The organism is Candidatus Afararchaeum irisae, assembly GCA_034190545.1.
GTDB lineage: Archaea > Halobacteriota > Halobacteria > Halobacteriales > Afararchaeaceae > Afararchaeum > Afararchaeum irisae.
Window position 1 is genome coordinate 55,539 of record JAXIOF010000001.1, and the last position, 20,045, is coordinate 75,583.

The window sequence follows — 20,045 nt, forward strand, 5'->3', positions numbered from 1 at the left end:
GACACCGTACCCATCCGGTTTCAACCCGCATTAGCCGGAAACCGGCGACACACCGGAGAAACTGTCGTTTTCTTCCGGTTAGGGTTGTGGCTGGGTCAACTCAGCCCCGTCTCCAACCGAGTCATTAACCAGAGACTTTTGCTCTGGTTTCTCTCCGTTGGAGTAGTACCAATATGTAACTCTTCAGAGCTATTAAAACATAGTGTGAAATCCGGTAGGTCTACGTAGTCCGTAGGTTAGGAGTGTTGTCGCTTGACCCCCGTTCGTCAATCTTCGATTGACGTGCTTGCTAATCACAGATTAGCGAACGCCTGAAGACGGGGGTATGCGCTCGACTATATATCAGACTTCTCCTTCGTAGACTATCTCGGCGGGTCCCTTCATCATCGCCGATCCGTCCTCGAAGCTTATCCAGAGGTCGCCGCCGCGTGTCTGTATCCGCAGTTCTCCGTCGTCGTCAGTCTTTCCGAGTTCGCGCGCTACCGCGCCGACTGCGACACTTCCCGTGCCACACGACAGAGTCTCTCCCTCGACGCCCCTCTCGAAGGTTCTTATCTTGTAGCCGTCTTGAGTCGGAGACGCGAAGTTGACGTTCGAGCCCTCAGGAAAGACGTCGGCGTGGCGTATACCGGGAGCCTCTTCCTCGACATCTATCTCATCAGCCTCATCGACGAAGACCACTGAGTGTGGGACTCCTGTGTTACACGAGGTCAGACTGTAGCCGCCGATCTCCTCCTCGACTATACGTCTCTCGGCGGGGACGTCTTCGGGATCGAAAGAAGGCTCACCCATATCTACGGTAACCATCTGTTCGCCGTTCTCTCGGCTGTGTCTCGTCTCCTTGACTCCATCGAGTGTCTCGACATCCACCGTGACGGTCACATCCGAATCCGACTCATCGACGAAGCCCTCTTCCACGGCGTAAGCCACGAGACATCTCACGCCGTTCCCACACATCTCGACCTCTTCTCCGTCAGGCTGGTAGAGTGACATACGTACGTCGTTGTCTCGGCTTTCGGGCTTCTGTAGGAAGAGGACTCCGTCGCCGCCTACCCCGAAACGTCTCTCGCAGTACTCAGACGCGAAGCCCTCCTTGTCCCCGACGGCTTCGGAGTCCCACTCATCGACTATCAGAAAGTCGTTGCCGTTTCCGTGTGCCTTCGTGAACTCGGTCATCTATATCATGTCGAGGGATTGACCCCGAGTACCTTCCTCATTATCTGTCCGAGACCGAACGAACAGAGTATGTACCATCCTAGCCACGCCTGTACAGGACCTATAAGTGTCGAGTTGAACTCTATCGCGCCGTCGGTGAACGGCGTGTTTATCGTCGGCATCTCGCCCGCGGTTTCGAGTATCATCGGCTGTCCCGTCCGGCTCGTGAAGTTCCAGTAGAGCCACATGAAGATGGGTATCGTCATCATCATTATCCACACCGAGGGACGGAACTGCATCTTCATGATGCCCATCTGTTCGGAGAACATCTCCTTCTGCTCCTCCTGGAGCTGTGCCTGCTGTGAGTCGTCTCCTCCCATCTGAGCCTCCTTCATCTCCGACTGTATCTCCTTCAGCTCCTCCTGTTTCTTATTTACCCAGTCCCAGTCCATCAGGTACATCTGGAGGAAGCTTGAGTACAGACCCGTTAATGTCGCGAGTATGAGTATTATGATGTAGTAGGGAAGACCCAGTGACGTGTGGAGGGGAGCAAAGACGTTGTTTAGTGTGCTTCCTATCGCGTCCTGTACTGTCGCGTTCGAGTATCCGAAGAAGATGAAGAAAGCACCCACTGCGGCGACAGCCTTGTCGACGGTGCTCCACGAGGCGTCGACTTCCTCAACGTCGCTGTCTCCCGACCCCGTGGGGGATGTAGACGTAGAATCCGACGAGTCGCCGTATAGGACATCTTCGACAGCCTCGGTATCGGATATTACGAAGCCTTCGCCGTCGTCCGCTTCAGTCAGTATCCCTCTCTCTATGAGACGGCCCCACTGACCGCTCGTAATCTCCGAGTTAACGTCACTCCAGAGTATCTCACCTTCCGACTCCTCTATCTCAAGGAGTCTCTCAAGGGACGAGGAGAGACTCGGGTCTTCGCTTATAAGCTCCTCTGTCTTCTTCCTTACGCTCATTCGTCGGGGATAGGTACTCCTCTACAAAAGTCCTTTCGTATCTCATGTCGGCGTCGGCGTCAGCGTCAGACTTCCGTCGGACAGCTTACCAGTATTTATTAACCCCTTGAACGAAGCATTAACGACATGAAGACGAAGTACCTCTTGGCTCTGGCGGGCTTTCTTCTGCTCGTGTTTGCGACGTCTCCTGTCTCGGCACAGGAGACACGTACGGGAGGCAACGTAATAGTAGAAGACGGGGAAACAACTGAGAGCATAAACGCCTACGGTGGAACAGTCCTGGTTCGGGGAACAGTCGACGGCAACCTCAAAGCCTACGCGGGTACCGTTACCATCGACGGGAATGTCAAAGGAGACGTCAAGGTGTACTCGGGAACCGTTGCGATCAACGGAAACGTCACGGGCGATGTCGAGGCTAATACGGGGAATCTCCTGGTGGGCGAGTCGGCGAGGATCTCGGGCAGCCTCAACGCGAGTGCCGGGAGTGTCCTGATACAGGGACACGTAGGAGGGAACTCGACACTCAGGACTTCGAGCCTCAGCCTTGGGGACAACGCCGTCATAGGAGGCGACCTGCGTTACACAGCTGAGGACTACACACGTGGCTCGGGAGCACAGATAGGCGGTAAGACCGAGAAGATAGAGACTAAGCCGGGGTCGAGCGACTCCTTGCTACCGTCGTGGGTCTTCTCTGTCTACGGCTTCCTCGTCAACCTCGTCGTAGGTCTGATACTTATATACGTTTTCCCTGGGCTCTCAGACGCCGTAGCCGACGAGGTCGTCTCCGAACCCGTCGAGTCTGGAGGTGTGGGACTCCTCGTCGCAGTCGGTGTTCCGGTAGGATTAATCTTGGTGAGTATAACAGTCATAGGTATTCCGATAGCCCTCGCCCTCGGTCTACTCTTCGTTATCACCCTCTGGATATCGTCTGTCTACGGAAGCTTCTCTCTCGGATCTTGGATACTCTCACTCGAAGGCTTCAGGAACAGATGGCTTTCGCTCGTCCTCGGACTCCTCGTCTCCTCGATACTCGGTATGATACCCTTCGTCGGAGGCATCGCTGGAGCCGTGATAACCCTCATAGGGCTCGGCGGTCTGTCGGTAGCGTTACGCAGAACTTACAGTAGCAACGGTAAGACGGGATCTTTCTAGACTAGCCCTGTCTGACGCGTTCGGCGACCGCTTTTCCAAAGTCGTCAGCTCCGGCGTCGCCGCCTCCGCCTATGTCTGGCGTCCTGACCTCCCCCTCGGCGAGAACGTCGCCTAAGGCATCCATTACGCGTTCCGACGCTTCTTCCTCTCCGAGAGTGTTGAGGAGCATAGCACCCGCCCAGATAGTAGCCGTGGGGTTCGCCCTGTTCTCACCAGCGTACTTCGGCGCGCTTCCGTGTAACGGCTCGAACATACTCGTCCCCTCGGGATTTATGTTGCCTCCGGGCGAGAGACCGAGCCCTCCCTGTATCATAGCTCCGAGGTCGGTGACTATGTCGCCGAACATATTGGGGGTCACGACTGTCTCGTAATGGTCGGGGTTCTTCACGAACCACATCGTCGCGGCGTCGACGTAGTTGAACTCGTGTTCTATACCCGAGTAGTCCTCGCTGACGTCCTCTATGACCTCCCTCCACATGCCGTATATGTCACTCAGGACATTCGCCTTGTCGATACCTGTGACGCGGTCATGACCCTCCGACTCGGCGTGGTCGAAGGCGTACTCGACGACTCGCTCTGACCCTTCGCGCGAGATGCTACCGATCTGGTAGGCGATCTCCTCGGCGTCTGTCTCTATGTCGAGACCGAACTTCGTCTTGTAAAGATTCCTCTCAACCTCAAGCTCAGCCTCAGTCTTTCCTTTCGCGCGTCCCCCGAGACCTATGTAGAAGTCCTCGGTGTTCTCCCTCACTACCGTGAAGTCTATGTCGTCGGGTGTCTTGTTCTTGAGAGGCGTCTCCACGCCTTCGAGGAGCTTCACGGGACGCAGGTTGACATACTGGTCGAACTCGAAACGCAGCTTCAGAATTATTCCCTTCTCTAAGACTCCGGGCTCTACCCTCGGGTCTCCTATGCTCCCGAAGTATATGGCGTCGTACTTAGATAGCTCGTCTAAGGCGGAGTCGGGGAGTATCTCACCCGTATCGAGGTAGTGGTCGGCTCCGTACGGGTACTCCTTCCAGTCTAAGCCGAAGTTACAGACGTCGCTCGCTGCTTCGAGGACACGCTGTCCCTCCTCGACGATCTCGGGTCCTATTCCGTCGCCCTTTATCACGGGAATCTCGTACATACAGACGTATCGGTGCGTGTCTTCCTTAGGAGTTCCGAGTCGGTGTCATACGTTCGTCTGACGAGGTTTTATGTCTCGGTGGCACGGAGACTCTAACAAGAGTGAAACCTCTCTGCCGACTCACAGGACACGACTGGAGTTCCTACCAGATGGAGGACTCACAGGAGGAGCACGACGGCTGTACGGAGATACTGTTTACGACCTTCCGTACGTGCAGGAGATGTGGTGAGAGAGAGGTCAAGAAGAAGAGACGTGAGGTTGTCGAGAGTGGAGGGACGGAGGCTGACACGGATGACGAGACCGGGGGTAGTTCCCGGGGAATCCATCGAAGCCCGGATAGGGAACAGACGGCTGAAACGCAGAAGGAGAAGACAGCCGGATCTCCGACACCGACACAGTCTCCGTCTCAGGACAGAACCGAATCCCCGGTCTCGGGTTCGTCAGCCTCCGGAGCCAGAACAGTTTCTGAGACCACCACTGACAACACCGAATCCAATACAGTAACGAGCGACGGAGGAGATGTCTTCGAGTCGGATAGCTTTGACCTCGACTCCCAGACCCAGACACACGAGGAGACAGACGAGGAGGCGACTGACGCGGATCAGGACGAAGGAGTCGAAATACTGACCGGCTCGTCCTCGTCCGGCTCCTCAACGTCCGAATCGGATATGGATGGAGAGTCCGACTCCGTGGATCAGGACATACCGGGAACTGACTCCGGTTCGGAGGATAACGGCTCAATTTCCGACTACGTCTCCGGTGATGCCGATGGCTCAACGACAGAAACACAGACAGGTAGGGACGCAAAGACACCGGCAGAGACTGAGACACCGTACGAGACATCCTTCGATGGTTCTGGTTCATCCGATGAGGTCTCCGAAACGTCGCTGTCGTGCTCCTCGTGTGGTTCTACCTTCGAGTCGTCAGAGTCTCTAAGAGAAGGCGATATCTGTCCAGACTGCCAGTCGTCGTACCTCGGATAAAAAAGTTTAGTCTCAGTTCTCGGAGCGCGTCTTGTCTTCGAGGATGCTCTCGGCGATCTCCTCGGTGTCACTTCCACTAAGAGCCGACTCAACGAGAAGATGTCCTACAATACTCGCCGGACTTATAACGGTGTCTGCGCCGGCTCGCCTAAGTTTCTCGACGTTCTCCTGTTCGGTTGCTGCGGAGACGAGTCTCACGTCAGGGTTAAGCTGGCGAGCCGTTAGGACTGAGAGGGCGTCCTCCGCGTCGTTGTTGGTGGCTGCCACGACAGCAGACGCTGTGTCTATCCTGGCCGTCGTGATAGCTTCTTCGCTACTCGGATCCGCCTTCAGGACGTTGTATCCTCTCTCACCGAGTTCGCCGGCAGAGTCCTCGGTAACAATTACGAACTCAACCCTTCCGTCTAACTCACGTAGTATCGGCTCGGTGAGGTCTCCGTATCCCAGAACTATCACGTGGTTCTCAAGGAGTTCGAGTTCTGATGTGGTCATCCTTCCGAGTGCAGTCGTGAGACGCTTTTCTATTGCCGGCGTGAGCACAGCACCCACGGCGACTGCGAAACCCGCTGTCCCTACTACTATCAGAGACAACGTAAATGTTCGTGTGAGCTGTGTAGTCGGAACTCCGTCGCCGTATCCTACGGTACTGATGGTTACAACGGTGTAGTAGAATGCGTCGAGGGGCGTAGCTATCTGGCTGTAGCCGTCGCGTAGGACATACGATCCCACGGTTCCGTAGAGTACTACGACGGAGAGTATAACGACGGCAGCTGTCTGGGTGTCGGAGAGCGGGTGTCTTCTGTCGAAACTCGATCTACTCAAGAAGACTGACGGTACCGCGGCGAGCGAAAGAAGTATCAGAGGAACCGAAAGAAGGCTCGACTGGACGACACCTTGGAGGGCAGCTATCGGCAGGAGAACTAGAGTCATATACCACGCTATCCGGAGACGTCTTGTGAGACCCCACGCGCTCACGAGGAGAGCAAATCCCGTGAAAGATCCCGTGAGACTCACCACTCTTCTCACGAACTCGGGTACATGACGTGCGACTGGCGCGAAACGCGACACTGACGCGAGGTTAACTACTCCCGTGACGAGCGAGAGACAGCCGACCGAGGCGGCGAGCACAGCCACGAACTTTTCTCTTTTCGTCGTAGACCCTCCCGGGTCTTCGTATCCTACTCACCTGAGTTAACACTGTCGACAGTTTCCACCAAAGATTTATATACTATGGACGCTTACTTCTCGTAACAATGAAGCTAACCGTAGGAGAAGTACGTTCGAGCGACGCAGGTCAAGGAAAGGCTTACGTCGACCAGAGAGCGATGAAGGAGCTCGGGATAGTCTCGGGAGACATAATAGAGATAAAAGGTGAGCGCACGACAGTCGCGAAGGCTTGGCCCGGATACTCCGAGGACACCGGAAAAGGTATAGTACGTATCGACGGAAGCGTACGTAAGAACGCAGGCGTCGGAATAGACGACCACGTCGACGTCAAGAAGACAGAGGCAGAGAAAGCCGACTCGGTGAGTATCGCGCCAGTCTCACAGAAGATCAAGATACGTGGCGGAACCGGCTACATGAAGAGGGTTCTCTACGGCAGACCCGTCACGAAGGGCGACAACATACGTGTCGAGATGATAGGCAACCGTATCAAGTTCGCTATCACCGACACACAGCCCTCGGGTGCTGTCGTAGTCGGCGACAAGACACAGATCGAGATCTCGGAGGAGCCCGTCTCCGAGGAGGAGGTCGAGGGACAGAGGGGCTCTGTCACCGACACGACCTACGAGGACATAGGAGGTCTTGAGGACGAGCTAGAACAGGTGCGCGAGATGATAGAGCTCCCTCTCCGCCACCCGGAGCTCTTCGAGGAGCTCGGTATTGAGCCGCCGAAGGGTGTTCTCCTACACGGACCTCCCGGAACGGGTAAGACACTCATAGCGAAGGCGGTCGCCAACGAGGTCGACGCACATTTCGAGACCGTATCGGGACCTGAGATAATGTCGAAGTACTACGGTGAGTCGGAGGAACAGCTCAGAGAGATATTCGAGGAGGCTGAGGAGAACGCGCCGACAGTGATCTTCTTCGACGAACTCGACTCTCTCGCACCAAAGAGGGAGGACTCGGGAGAGGTCGAGAGACGTGTCGTCGCACAGCTTCTGTCTCTGATGGACGGTCTCGAAAGCCGGGGTGACGTCATAGTAATCGGCGCGACCAACCGTGTCGACGCAGTCGATCCCGCACTCCGCAGAGGCGGACGTTTCGACAGGGAGATAGAGGTCGGAGTCCCCGACAGAGACGGAAGGAAAGAGATACTCCAGATACACACCCGGGGAATGCCACTCTCCGACGACGTAGACCTCGACGAGTACGCCGACAGGACACACGGCTTCGTGGGGGCGGACATACACGCCCTATCGAAGGAAGCGGCTATGTCGGCTCTCCGTAAGGTGAGGTCGGAGATAGATATCGAAGCCGAGGAGATACCCCCTGAGGTCTTGGAGGAGCTTGAGATAGCCGAGGACGACTTCGAGGACGCTCTCAGAGACGTAGAGCCGAGCGCGATGAGGGAGGTCTTCACAGAGGTTCCCGACGTTACTTACGACGACGTCGGGGGGCTCGAAGACGCCAAACAGGATCTCATAGAGGCTGTCGAGTGGCCTCTCAACTACCCCGAGGTATTCGAGGAGCTACACGCCGAGACACCCAAGGGAATACTGATGTACGGACCGCCTGGTACGGGAAAGACACTCCTCGCAAAGGCTGTCGCCAACGCGAGCGACTCGAACTTCATCTCTGTCAAGGGTCCTGAGCTTCTCAACAAGTACGTCGGCGAGTCGGAGAAAGGCATACGTGAGGTCTTCAAGAAGGCGAGACAGAACGCGCCGACGGTAATCTTCTTCGACGAGATCGACTCGCTCGCCCCTGAGAGAGGAGGCTCGCGTGACACCCAGGTTACGGAGCGCGTCGTCTCACAGCTTCTGACGGAGCTCGACGGCGTCGAGGAGCTCAAGAACGTCGTCGTGATCGCGGCGACGAACCGACCCGACCGTATCGATCAGGCGCTCCTGCGTCCCGGAAGGCTCGACAGGAAGATACACGTCCCGGTTCCCGACTCAGACGCTCGGTCGGAGATATTCAGGATACACACTGACGGAATGCCCCTCTCCGACGACGTCGACTTCGAGGAGCTCGGACGCAGGACTGAGGGATACACGGGTAGTGATATAGAGGCAGTAGCGAGAGAGGCTAGCATGAGCGCGATGAGAAGCTTCATAGGAAGCGGAATCTCGCCCGAGGAGATAGACAAGTCGGTAGGAAACGTCAGAATCACGATGGACGACTTCGTGGACGCACTCGAAGAGGTAAAGCCGTCGCTCGACGAGGAGGCGAGAAGGAAGTACGACGAGATGGCTGAGGGAGTCTCGGGAATCGAGTCGGAGGACGGGTCCGGCGTCCAGAGAGGAGTACAGTGAAGTACCTCGGGGACAAGCCCCGTCACAAGATCTCCGATCTCGCGGGCTCGCAAATCGAAGATTTGCGAACGAGGCTTCACAGTTTTGTCCGTACCGTCCAGAAACGGACGGATGGACGCAGGTGAATTTAATTCCCCTCGACCTTCTTCTCTCGAAGTCGGCTGGAATTAACACCCGAACACTCGGTGTGTCCGTGAGGGTCGGTCGCTCCACCACGACCCGACAACTCCCATCTCACGCCCAATGGACGGTTTTGAGAGGAGTCGCATTTCCAAACCGTCGAACGACCGTTTCACATTAAGGTCTTTAATGTCCGTCACGGTCGTTAAACCACGGTACTGGGCGTGGTAAGTTAAACCTTTTGACGGGCTTCACCCTCGGGGTCAAGTCAAGGAAAATCTTTGATTTTCCGTATCCCAAAAAGCTCTGCTTTTTGAAGACCCCGAGGCACTCGCCCTGTTCCGCCTGTAGACAGTAGCGAAAAGAACAATACACCCCGAACTAAAGTACTCGGTATGTTTCGAGAGTAAGTCTGAGATTAAGAAGGCTGTCGAGGAGAAGATGGTCTCTACACTCGATATCTCACAGAAGATAACTGACTTTCCGTTTGGAACTTCGACAGCCGATCTAGTCTTCATCACTATAGACGAGGACACGTGGGAGAAAAGGAGGGTCAAGCTCGGCATAGACACAGCCATGCTCAGCATGCACCGTCTTGAGGTATTCCTCGAACTCCTCAGGTCGGGAGGTGTGAAGAGGAGGAACTTCGTCGCCGACTTCGAGGACAAGGACAAGGCTGTCGAGGGTCTCGAATGGCTCAAGGACGAGGGCTTTGTCTTCGAGAAAAACGGCTATGTCCAGGTCAAGTCTTCTCTCGAAAGACACGTGACATCGGCTGCTGTACAGGTCTACTCGGGAGACTGGAAGGAGACATTCAGACGCGCGTACAGATGCCACAAGTTCGCCGAGTACAGATTCGCCGCTATACCCGAGTCGGAGTTCAACTCGGTCATCGAAGAGTCCGACATATTCGAGAACCTCGAGGTCGGACTCATCTCGGTGAGCCCCGACGCGAAGAGAACCGAGTTCAAGTACGTCCCCGACAAGACTAAGACGATCTCTCTCGTCGACTCGTGGAGGATAAATGAACAGGACGCCTTCATCAGGATGGAGGAAGAGGACATAGCCCCTCGGTGAACACGGATATCAGTAGAACTTGACCTCGTACCACGCGTCCTCGCTGCCGATTCCCTCGACCCTTCTCAGGCTTACCCTCTTCTTCCATCCTGACTCCTCCTCGTGTGCGACTATCTCCGCCCTGTCACGGTCGATACCCTCGACTATTAGCTTGTCTCCCTTCCTCCGGTTACGTCCTTCGAGACATACGAGCCTGTCGCGGTCGAGGTAGTCGTCTATCTTACGTATCTTCTCGCGCGGCTCCATAGCCCGAGTAGATGCCAAACCTCTATAAGGTCTCGGTATGGAGTTGACTGACATAGATGGGACGCGCAGACGGCTCCCTCGACGTACTCCGTGCCGTGGTCGACGAGGTGGGATCAGCGATGACTCTCGCCTACCTCTTCTTCGTCGTACTCGTCCTTCTCTTTGTCATCTACTTCGTCTGGAGCCTCTACACGAGAAGTAAGAGAGGTACCAGACGTTTATAGAGTCGATCTGAGAACCTTCGCTGCCGTCAGTGTCGCGTCCCAGACGGGGCTGAAAGGCGGCGCGTACGAGAGGTCAAGGTTCTCCAGGTCGTCGACTGTCATTCCTGCGTGAAGAGCCGTCGCGACGGTGTCTATCCTCTTAGCGGCTGTGTCCTCGCTCACCATCGTCGCACCTAAGAGACGCTCAGTCTCGGAGTCGGCGGTCAGACGTACCTGAATAGGCTTCGCTCCGGGGTAGTATCCTGCCCTCGACTCGGCGGTTATGGTTCTCGAAACCGGGTCGAAGCCGGCTTCCTCAGCCACTTTGTGGTCTACTATACCCGTCCTCGCGACTTCGAGGTCGAAGACCTTGACGACTGCCGTCCCGACTATCTCTCCGACCTCCGTAGGCGAACCCGAGACAGTCTGTCCGACTGCGCGTCCGTGTCTGTTCGCGGTGAGGGCGAGAGGAACGTGGTCGGGTTCGCGTGTCACTGAGTTAGTCGCCTCGGCACAGTCTCCAGCGGCGTATATGTCTTCGTAGTTACTGCGTCCGTAGTCGTCAGTGGCTATCGCACCCGTCTCTCCGATTTCGATTCCGGCTTCATCCGCGATTCCGACGTTTGGGGCTACGCCGACACCGACGATGACTCCGTCGAGGTCGTACGTCTCCTCCCCCGTCTCTATACCCCTAACTCCATCGTCACCCGTTATGCCTTCGACGGAGGTTTCGAGATGAAGGTCGACACCTTTCTCGCGCACATGATCCTCGACTACCTCGGCGGCGTCCTCTCCGAAGGGCTGGAGGACGTGGGGAAGAGCCTCGAAGACGTGTACGTCGACTCCCCTACTTCTGAGAGCCTCCGACATCTCCATCCCGACGTAGCCTCCGCCCACGATCCCGAAGCTCTCGACATCTTCTCTCGAAACGTAGTCGTCTATCTCGTCGGCGTCGTCCATCGAGTGTAACGTGAAGACACCGTCGAGTTCGACGCCGTCGATCGGCGGCTCCACAGCAGTCGCGCCTGTGGCTATAAGGAGGTCACCGTATCCCTGTTCGAATGTCTCGCCCGTGTCTCTGTCGTCTACGACGACCTCAGACTCGTCGGGACGTATCTCGACGACCTCGTGTCTCATACGTAGATCTATGTCACGCTCCTCTCTGAACTCCTCGGGTGTTATCGAGACTAGATCGTCGAGCGACTCGACCTCGCCCTTTATGTAGTAGGGCATCCCACACGCTGCGTACGACACCCAGTCCCCCTTCTCGAAGACTATTACTTCCCTCTCGGGCTCCTCACGTTTCGACTTCGATGCCGCGCTCATCCCCGCGGCGTCGCCCCCGATTACGACGAAAGGCTCTGTGTCCTCCATGAAAGACCATCTACGTCAGGACATATAATAGTATTGCTGAGAGACTACAACATCGCTTCGCCTTCACCCATGTCTCAGCATCCTGACGGCGTCCTCGACCGCTTCGGTACGTCCGAGTAGAGTGACGTGGTCGCCTTCGAGTATCTCGACGTTGGGACTCGGAGTGAACTGGTCGTCCTCCCTCTGTATCAGAGCGATTATACAGCCCTCGGGAATATCTATCTCTCCTATCCTCTTCCCGACGACTTCGTCTGAGACGACGTCGACCTCGACTACGTCGCCTCCCTCTCCGAGTTCGGTGAGCCACGAGAACAGACCCGGACGTTCTATCATGTTGTCCATCATGAACGATGTCGCACGCGACGGTGAGACTGTTCTGACGTCGAGATCCTCGAAAGCGTCGAGGTTCTCGGTGTCGTTGACACGTGAGATCAGGTTGTTTATGCCGAAGTTCGCCCTCGCTGTCTGACACGCGAGTATGTTCTGGTCGTCGTCGGCTGTGGCTGCGACGAACACCTTCGTCCTGTCGGCTCCTGCTTCCTTCAGAACCTCGTTCTTCGTACCGCTTCCCTTGACGACGTTGATACCCATCGAACGTATCTTCTCGACCCTCTCATCGTCTCTCTCTATCACTACGACGTTTTCGCCCCTCTCGTCGAGGTTCTCGGCTATGTCACGTCCGACGCGTCCTCCTCCGACGACGAGTATGTTCATAGGTATTATATCGAGCTTATCCGCAATAAACGGCGCGCCTCCCGCCTGTATAACGACTGTGACGAGTATCACGAGGAAGACGACGCTTACGACCTTTCCGGCGTTCGGCACCCCTTCCTCGGCGAGACGTATCGAGAAGAGGGTAGCGACCGACGCCGGAACTATGCCACGTGGACCTACGAAGGATATGAAGTTGCGTTCACGTAACGTGAAGTTCGATCCGAGTGTAGAGAGATGTACTCCCAGAGGACGTACGACGAGAATCAGGAGAACCACGGCTACTACCCCTCTCCATCCGAGGCTGAATAGATCCTCGAACTCGAGGAGTGACGCGAGAAGTATGAATATGATACTCAGGACGATCACTGTCAGGTCGCCCTTGAACTCCTCTATCTCTTCCTTGTAAGGTATGTCGACGTTCCCGAGTAGAACACCGAATATAGCCACCGTAGCTATCCCCGCCTCCGAGTTGACCCACTCCGAGAACGAGAAGAAGAGGAGTGCTGTGGCTAGGACGAGGAGACGTGACTGCTGGGGCGATATATCGGTCTTCCGGAGTATGTACCAGTCGACCGCAGTCGCCAGTATTCCGAAGATCACACCCACTCCCATACGCTGTATGAAGACATCGAGAACGCCTCCGCTGACCTCTCCGAGAAGTGCGACCTCGAATATGACGACAGCGAGTATAGCCGCTATTACGTCGTTGACTATACCCTCGGTTTCGAGAACCCCTCTGACGCCCTCACGTACCTTGACCTGTGAGAGTATAGGGGTTATGACAGTAGGTCCCGTCGCTGTGAGGAGAGCGGCTATGAGGAACGAGAGACTCCACTGGAGACCTAAAAGGTAGTGATTGATAACTCCCATCCCCACGAGTGTCACACCTGCGCCGATGAGTATTACCTTAATCGTCGACTTGGGTGCTTTACGCACCCTCGGTATGCTGAGATGGAACGCACCCTCGAAGACGATTATTGCGACTGAGAGAGAGACTATCGACGGCAATGCGTCTCCGAATATCTCGGGATCGATCACTCCCAAGACTTGGGGACCGAAGAGTATACCGAATCCGAGTAGGAAGACGACGCTCGGAATCCCGTACTTGTCGGCGACTATGACCGACAGGGCACCCAGGGCTATTATCAGAGACGGTATGAGTAGAAGCGTGACAGAAGACATCGGTAGAATCCTGGTCTATGACTCTATTTATTCTTCCGCAATCGTGTCCGTGAGTTCGCCGAACTCGACCTGTGTCTCGGCGTAGGCGTTGTGCTGGTGGATGCTCTCCTCGTTCTCCTGTCTTATGCTCACGACGGCGTCGTCTGGGAGGTCGAAGCTCTCGACGACCTTTCTCGCCATTACCCTCACGACGTCCTCGACGAACCGTGCGTTCTCGTGCATCTCCTTTGTCATGTGGTGTTCGTCGGGTCTCTTAGCTAGGTTGTAGATACGTGAGCTCATCGAGTCACGCGCGACCTCTATGATCTTTTCGAGTCCGACGTGGGTACCGTCGGTCGTCTCTATCGAGAGAAGGGCGCGCGACCTCTGGTTGTGTGCTGCCTGTGGAATCTCGTCGAAGTACTCGTCTATCTCTTCGGGCGAGAGTCCGAGTTGACGTAGCTTCTCAGCGGCTTCCGACTCCATCATCCCCTGAGAACACGGACACGCAGTCGTCCCTGTGACCTCGGCACCTATCGACTTCCTGACTCCCTCGTCAGCCGCCTCCGCCGAGGCGTGTATCGTCGCGACGCCCTGTGTGTCTCTCTCGCTCGCGGGTGTAGTGTCACGGTACATGTACTCCGCCTCCATCTCGACCTCGGTACGTGTCGTGTACGAGTGGCGTCCTAGGAGACGCTCGGCGATCTCGCCACACAGATCCTCGACCTTGTAGACGGGGTCACGTGTGAGGTCTTCGAGTACCTCGTCTATGACCTCCATGTTACGGCTCATGTCGGCACCCTTCCTCTCGGCGGGTAGGTCGACGTAGACATCGAACTCACCCATCAGGACTATGGGACGTTCGTCGCCTCTGTCGATCTTGACGAGCTTCTCGACGTCGGTTACCCCCACCCTCTGGAGTCCTATCTCGACCTCGGGCTCTGTCGCCTGAACATCAGGTAGAACGCATCCTTCGGTTTCGCTCATCCCTTCGACGTAGGTCACGAAGCCTAATAGGACTTCCTAATGAGTAAGCGACCCAAGACGCAACAGACAATAAGCACGAACGGATAGAGTCCTTAGATGCGAGTCCGAGAGTACGACATAGCCGTAGTCGGGGGTGGAACCGCGGGCTGTTTCGCCGCCGCGACAGCGGCATCGAAGGGAGCCGACGTCGTCGTGATCGAGAGAAAGACGGAGGAGGAGGCGGGACATATAGCATGCGGCGACGCCATAAAGGGCGTGAGCACCTTCCCCGACGTGATAGACATCGAACGTCTCAGAGAGGAGTCTTTCACTAACCGGAGGATAGAGTACGCTAGATTCAAGAACCCCGAGAAGGGGGACGTTCTCGACATACCTTTCCCCGAGCCGGGTGTGATAGTCGACCGTTGGAAGTACGGACGAGTACTCTTAGACGAGGCGGAGAAGGCAGGTGCGGAGATGGATTACGAGACAGTTGTCAACGGAGTGATACAGGACGGCGACGGCAAGGTCGAGGGCGTCAGAGCCAAACACGACGGCGAGGTAGTCGAGTACCACGCCGATCTAACTATAGACGCCGCCGGCGCGCTCTCCGTCTTACAGGACGACCTCGACGCCTCGAACTCGACATTCGACACCGACGTCTCGTACACGCAGTTCTGTTCCGCCTACCGCGAGGTAATCGAGGTCGACGAGCCCGTAGACTGGGACAACAGCATAGTATTCAAGCCGACTGAGGAGCTCGGCTACCTCTGGTACTTCCCGAGGACGCCGACTGAGATAAACGTCGGACTCGGCTTCCAGATGAACGAGGAGCCGATGGAACTCGTCGAGGCTCTGAGGGACGACTTGGAGGAGAGGGACGAGTTCGTCAACCCCACTGTCAAGGACAAGTTAGGCGCGGCTCTTCCGACGAGACGTCCCTACGACTCAGCAGTCGCAGACGGCTTCATCGCCGTAGGTGACGCCGCGGGACACGTAAATCCTACTACGGGCGGCGGAATACCCGGTGCGGCGAAGTCGGGACACTGGGGAGCCGAGATAGGTCTCGAAGCTGTGAGGAACGGAGACGTCTCGGAGGACGCGCTCTGGGAGTACAACCGGAGGGTGATGACCGACTTCGGAAAGAACTTCGCCGCGATGGATCTCTACAACATATTCGGAACCGCCCACGAGGTCGACGAGCTTACCGACGTCGTTTCTGCGATGCCCGGACAGCAGCTTATGGACGCATTAGGCGAGAAAGGTACGACGTCGATGTCACTCGGTCTCAAGCTCAAGACTGCGATCGACACATTCGGTCACTGGGGAACACTCCTCGAAGTCTATAAGGTCAGCAAGAAGGCGTCCGAGATACGTGACCTCTACGACGACTACCCCGAATCGCCCGAGGCACTCAGTGACTGGCAGGAGAGACGTGACGGGATACTCGACGAAGTCTACGAGATCACGGGAGCGGAGCCGAAGTACTGAGAGACTACGGTCATCACAGTCCCCGAGTAGACGGGTATCGTGAGGTTGTCGTCTATTACGTATCCTCTCAGACGTAGCTTGACACCGTCGCCGAGAGCTGCCCCGAGAGCGCCTGCGGCTCCGACTAAGGGAGAGACGAACAGAAGGCTGACAGCAAGGCTCACACAGAATGCCGTGACGAGGACGCGCGGCTTCTTGACCCTTCTTAGCTCACCCGTTCCGACGGCTCCCGCGATGGGATCGGCGACGGTGAGCATAAACATTGAGGCGGTTCCGATACTCGGGGGGAAGAGGTTGACCGAGAGAAAGAGTCCGACCCCCGCTAAGACGTATCCGGCTATACTTTCCCTCTCGTAGTCGCGGTAGAGCGACTCGAAGAAGACGACATCTCCCCTGAGACGCAGGTATTCGAGGACGGCGGCGACGGTGATCCCTATCCACGACAGAAGCCTCATCTGATCCCACGTCAGAAGACCCGATACGTGGAGAAGGGGATACAGAGATCCTGAGAGATGGAAGAGACGTCTGTACATCTTTGATTTACAGGCTTTATCAATCCGAGATTTCCGAACGTCCCGTCGGCGGGTCTCGGGACACGTTTAGACGTTCAGCTATAGGTCGCCGAACTCTGTCCTGCCGTCACGCAGGTCTTCGAGTATCCCGGGGAGGTCGTCGGCGGCGACACGTACCTGTTGGGTCGTGTCTCTGTCTCTGACAGTCACTGTTCCGTCTTCTAATGTGTCGTAGTCGACGGTGACGGTGTAGGGCGTTCCGATCTCGTCGTGTCTCCTGTACCGTCTTCCTATCGCTCCCGAGTCGTCGTACCTCACACGGAGACCCGCTCGCCTCAGGCTCTCACGTATCTCCTTCGCCTTCTCACCGAGACCGTCCTTAGACATCAGAGGGAAGACTCCGGCTATGAAGGGCGCGACGTTCGACGGGAGACGCAGGACTGTCCTCTCCTCCTCGTCGACCTCGTCCTCAGCGTACGAGTGCTCTATCACCGAGTAGATTATCCTGTCGACCCCGAACGAGGGCTCTATGACCTGAGGCAGGACGTTCCTTCCGTTCTCCTCTATCTCACGTATCTCGAATCCCGCGACATCGGTCTCGATCTCGTAGGTCTCTCCGTCGACCTCTACCTCGACAGTCCCGTTCTCGAATCTCTCGGGCTCTTCTTCGGCTAACTCTTCGAGTGCCTCGGCGACGTCTCCCGCTTTAGAGCCGTACTCGGGTCCTAAGACGCTCATGTCGGGGTCGACGACGGCTCTCTCCTTAGTCACGGGCTCGTCGTACTCCTCGAAGACACCCATCTCCTCACCCGACGCATCGGCGTGCTTAGACAGGTCGTAGCTTCCCCTGTCGGCGACTCCGTTGACCTCTATCCATCCGAAACGGTCGGTGTAGGTCTCTCCGTCCCAGCAGTCGCTCGCGTAATGGGCGCGCTCGTCGGGGAGATGCTGTCTGAACCTCAGACGTTCGGGGTCGATCCCGACCGACTCGTACCACTCCTGAGCCTTTCCGACGAAGTAAGCGATGGTACGGCTCTCTATGATTCCCGACTCGACCGCGTCACGCACCGTTGTCTCTACCGCCTCGCCGTCTTCGTCTTCCTGTTCCTCGACCGGATACAGACGTACCTCAGTGTCAGCGACACCGTCGAACTTGACGTCGTCGACCTCTCTGTCGGGGTGTTTGAAGTACTCAAGCTCAGCCTGTACGAACTCCCTGAGACGTACGATTCCCTTACGTGGATTTATCTCGTTCCTGTACGCCCTTCCCGTCTGTGCGACACCGAACGGCAGGCTGTCACGGTTGAACCGTCTCAGACGGGGGTAATCGACGAATATACCCTGTGCTGTCTCGGGTCTTAGGTAGGCTTTTCTCCCCGACTGGGGTCCTATGTTGGTCTCGAACATCAGGTTGAACTCGCGTGGCTCCGCGCCGCTTAAGTCGTTACCACACGCGGGACAGGCGATATCCTCGCCCGCTATTATCTCGCCGAGCTCTTCGGGAGACATACCGTCTGCGTTCTCTATCCCCGTGTTGTCCTCTACGAGATGGTCGGCACGGAAGAAGGCGTCACAGTCGGGGCACTGGACGAGCACGTCGGCGAATCCCGAGGCGTGCCCGCTCGCCTCGAAGACGTCCTCCTTTCCGACCGTCGTTGTCTCTATCTCGTCGAAGCCCTCACGTGTCACGAAGCTCTCGCGCCACTCGTCGAGTATGTTGTTCTTGAGTTCAGTTCCGAGGGGACCGTAGTCCCAGAATCCCGATGCCCCGCCGTATATCTCGAAGCTCGGGTAGAGATATCCCCTCCTCTTCGCAAGCTCAATTATCTCCTCGTACATATTACTGTACGGCTCTGAGGAGATTTACGTCCTTCAAGATTCCGACAAGGCTGTCGCCCCTCACGACAGGAAGCTGTTCGTGGTCGTTCTCTACCATACGTTCGGCGGCGACGCTGACGTCGGTGCTTCTCATAGCCTTGACAACCTCGCTCGACATATGTTCCGAGACGGGGTCGTCGGGGAACCTCAGACGGCTTATCGGAACGAGGTTACTGCTACTCGACTTTATTCCGCTCCACATCCAGTCGTCGTCCTCGTCGGCGAGTCCGACTCCGACGGTATCCGAGACGTCCTCGGTGTCCGAAGCGCGTATGCAGTCGACCTCGGAGACTACGCCGACGAGGTCGGAGCCGTCTATGACACACGCCGAAGTCTCGCCGCCGAACCTCAGGCTGTTGACCACGGTACCGAGAGGAGTGCCTTCCCAGACGGTGAGGACGTCGTCCTCGGCGTACTCGTCTATGTTGTCGGTGTTTTCGGTCTCCGAGATATGTCTCACGATGTCCGTTACTGTGACTATCCCCACTACCTCGGAGTCCTCGACTACAGGGAGCCGTCTCTCTCCCTCGTCGAGAACTGTCCGCGCTGTGTCTTCGACAGTCGTCTCGGGAGTTACTGTCTCGACATCCCGCATGAGGAGGGATAGCTGTTCCTCGTCGGGGCTATCGAGCATGTCGCGGCGCGAGACAAGTCCTCTGTACCTGCCGTCCTTCGTGACGGGAACAGAGCTTATATCGCCTCTCATGAGGTCGCCGAATACGTCCTCACGTGTCCCCGGGAGGCTCGCAGTCACGACCTCCGAGGTCATCACGTCTCTGACTTTCTTCTCACTCATTGTCTTCTTCGTCTTCGACCATTCTGACTGTAAGAACAGGTATCTCCGACTTCCTCACGACCTTCTCCGTGACGCTTCCGAGGAGAAGTCTGTCGAAGCCGCTCTTTCCGTGTGTCCCCATCACGATGAGATCTATGCCGTTGTCGTCGGCGTAGTCGAGTATAGTCCTCGGCGGGACGCCCTCCTCGACCTCGGTCACTATCTCGACCCCTTTCTCCTCAGCCGCCTTCTCTATCTCGGTAGTCGCTTCCTCTCCTTCCCTCTCGAAGGCGGAGTGGACTGCCTCCCAGTTGTAGTCAGCGGGAAGTGTAGAGTAAGCACTTGTGTCGACGACGTAGAGGGCGTGTACGGTCGCGTCGTACTTCTCGGCTATGTCGAGACCGTTCTCGACCGCCTTGTTCGTGCCTTGGCTCGCGTCGGTAGGTATCAGAATCCGGTCGTACATTCTGGTTTCGTAAGAAGAAGCCGAGGCATATAACTCTTAACCGTGCTCCGCAGTGCTCCGAGGCGTGTTCGAGGGTCACAGACTCCCACCTGATTCAGCGAGGGAGTCCCGGCGTTCACGCCGGGCGGGAATCGAGTAAGCTCTGAGGGGCAAACAACGTTCAACGATCCGACCTACTCCCCAAGTTTTT

At 56.6% G+C, this 20,045-nt stretch carries 18 protein-coding genes; 6 read left to right on the plus strand and 12 right to left on the minus strand.

The genetic code is table 11. The features are described from left to right. Positions 1-342 precede the first annotated feature (342 nt). Both dapF and SV253_00290 read right to left on the minus strand, forming a co-directional pair. Positions 343-1,176 (minus strand): diaminopimelate epimerase, encoded by an 834-nt coding sequence (gene dapF, locus SV253_00285; GenBank protein MDY6774528.1) that lies wholly within the window; start codon positions 1,174-1,176, stop codon positions 343-345. A 5-nt stretch (positions 1,177-1,181) separates the two neighbouring features. Then, on the minus strand, positions 1,182-2,129 hold the full coding sequence (locus SV253_00290) for a DUF106 domain-containing protein (GenBank protein MDY6774529.1): 948 nt from the start codon (positions 2,127-2,129) through the stop codon (positions 1,182-1,184). 126 nt (positions 2,130-2,255) lie between these two features. On the opposite strand from SV253_00290, the gene SV253_00295 reads away from it, so the two are divergent. Then, positions 2,256-3,281, plus strand: coding sequence for a polymer-forming cytoskeletal protein (locus SV253_00295; protein MDY6774530.1), 1,026 nt, complete (start codon positions 2,256-2,258; stop codon positions 3,279-3,281). A gap of 1 nt (position 3,282) precedes the next feature. On the opposite strand, the gene SV253_00300 is transcribed toward SV253_00295, so the two are convergent. Next, positions 3,283-4,410, minus strand: a complete 1,128-nt coding sequence (locus SV253_00300; protein MDY6774531.1) for an isocitrate/isopropylmalate family dehydrogenase — start codon at positions 4,408-4,410, stop codon at positions 3,283-3,285. Positions 4,411-4,559: 149 nt separating this feature from the next. Here SV253_00300 and SV253_00305 point away from each other — a divergent pair, with 149 nt between their 5' ends. Beyond that, complete coding sequence (locus SV253_00305) at positions 4,560-5,393, plus strand: hypothetical protein (GenBank protein MDY6774532.1); 834 nt, start codon at positions 4,560-4,562, stop codon at positions 5,391-5,393. 12 nt (positions 5,394-5,405) lie between these two features. On the opposite strand, the gene SV253_00310 is transcribed toward SV253_00305, so the two are convergent. Continuing rightward, complete coding sequence (locus SV253_00310) at positions 5,406-6,527, minus strand: NAD-binding protein (protein ID MDY6774533.1); 1,122 nt, start codon at positions 6,525-6,527, stop codon at positions 5,406-5,408. Positions 6,528-6,646: 119 nt separating this feature from the next. On the opposite strand from SV253_00310, the gene SV253_00315 reads away from it, so the two are divergent. Together SV253_00315 and SV253_00320 are read left to right on the plus strand one after the other, a co-directional pair. Continuing rightward, positions 6,647-8,872 carry a CDC48 family AAA ATPase gene (locus SV253_00315; GenBank protein MDY6774534.1) on the plus strand — a complete coding sequence of 742 codons (2,226 nt, stop codon included), beginning with the start codon at positions 6,647-6,649 and terminating at the stop codon, positions 8,870-8,872. A gap of 561 nt (positions 8,873-9,433) precedes the next feature. Next, the gene (locus SV253_00320) at positions 9,434-10,069 is read left to right on the plus strand and encodes a hypothetical protein (GenBank protein MDY6774535.1); all 636 of its coding nucleotides are present in this window, start codon (positions 9,434-9,436) and stop codon (positions 10,067-10,069) included. Positions 10,070-10,078: 9 nt separating this feature from the next. Here the strand turns inward: SV253_00320 and SV253_00325 are convergent, their stop codons facing one another. Then, positions 10,079-10,315: a hypothetical protein gene (locus tag SV253_00325; protein ID MDY6774536.1), complete on the minus strand. Its 237-nt coding sequence runs from the start codon at positions 10,313-10,315 to the stop codon at positions 10,079-10,081. Between the two features lie 56 nt (positions 10,316-10,371). On the opposite strand from SV253_00325, the gene SV253_00330 reads away from it, so the two are divergent. Beyond that, entirely contained in the window at positions 10,372-10,539 is a 168-nt protein-coding gene (locus tag SV253_00330) for a hypothetical protein (protein MDY6774537.1), read from the plus strand. On the opposite strand, the gene SV253_00335 is transcribed toward SV253_00330, so the two are convergent. The 3 genes from SV253_00335 to mptA form a co-directional block, all read right to left on the minus strand. Further along, positions 10,534-11,892 (minus strand): FAD-dependent oxidoreductase, encoded by a 1,359-nt coding sequence (locus tag SV253_00335; protein MDY6774538.1) that lies wholly within the window; start codon positions 11,890-11,892, stop codon positions 10,534-10,536. The genes SV253_00330 and SV253_00335 overlap by 6 nt on opposite strands. Positions 11,893-11,955: 63 nt before the next feature. Next, positions 11,956-13,788 (minus strand): cation:proton antiporter, encoded by a 1,833-nt coding sequence (locus SV253_00340; GenBank protein MDY6774539.1) that lies wholly within the window; start codon positions 13,786-13,788, stop codon positions 11,956-11,958. A gap of 27 nt (positions 13,789-13,815) precedes the next feature. Continuing rightward, on the minus strand, positions 13,816-14,754 hold the full coding sequence (mptA, locus tag SV253_00345) for a GTP cyclohydrolase MptA (protein MDY6774540.1): 939 nt from the start codon (positions 14,752-14,754) through the stop codon (positions 13,816-13,818). 96 nt (positions 14,755-14,850) lie between these two features. On the opposite strand from mptA, the gene SV253_00350 reads away from it, so the two are divergent. Next, positions 14,851-16,224: a geranylgeranyl reductase family protein gene (locus SV253_00350; GenBank protein ID MDY6774541.1), complete on the plus strand. Its 1,374-nt coding sequence runs from the start codon at positions 14,851-14,853 to the stop codon at positions 16,222-16,224. Here the strand turns inward: SV253_00350 and SV253_00355 are convergent. From SV253_00355 to SV253_00370, 4 genes are all read right to left on the minus strand, one after another. Continuing rightward, a complete protein-coding gene (locus SV253_00355) occupies positions 16,191-16,757 on the minus strand; it encodes a dolichol kinase (protein ID MDY6774542.1) in 567 nt (188 codons plus the stop codon). The two genes, SV253_00350 and SV253_00355, sit on opposite strands and share 34 nt — an antisense overlap. Positions 16,758-16,835: 78 nt before the next feature. Then, on the minus strand, positions 16,836-18,575 hold the full coding sequence (gene glyS, locus SV253_00360) for a glycine--tRNA ligase (GenBank protein MDY6774543.1): 1,740 nt from the start codon (positions 18,573-18,575) through the stop codon (positions 16,836-16,838). A 1-nt stretch (position 18,576) separates the two neighbouring features. Continuing rightward, on the minus strand, positions 18,577-19,410 hold the full coding sequence (locus tag SV253_00365; protein MDY6774544.1) for a CBS domain-containing protein: 834 nt from the start codon (positions 19,408-19,410) through the stop codon (positions 18,577-18,579). Further along, a complete protein-coding gene (locus SV253_00370) occupies positions 19,403-19,855 on the minus strand; it encodes a universal stress protein (protein ID MDY6774545.1) in 453 nt (150 codons plus the stop codon). The genes SV253_00365 and SV253_00370 overlap by 8 nt, the downstream gene beginning before the upstream one ends. Positions 19,856-20,045: the final 190 nt, after the last annotated feature.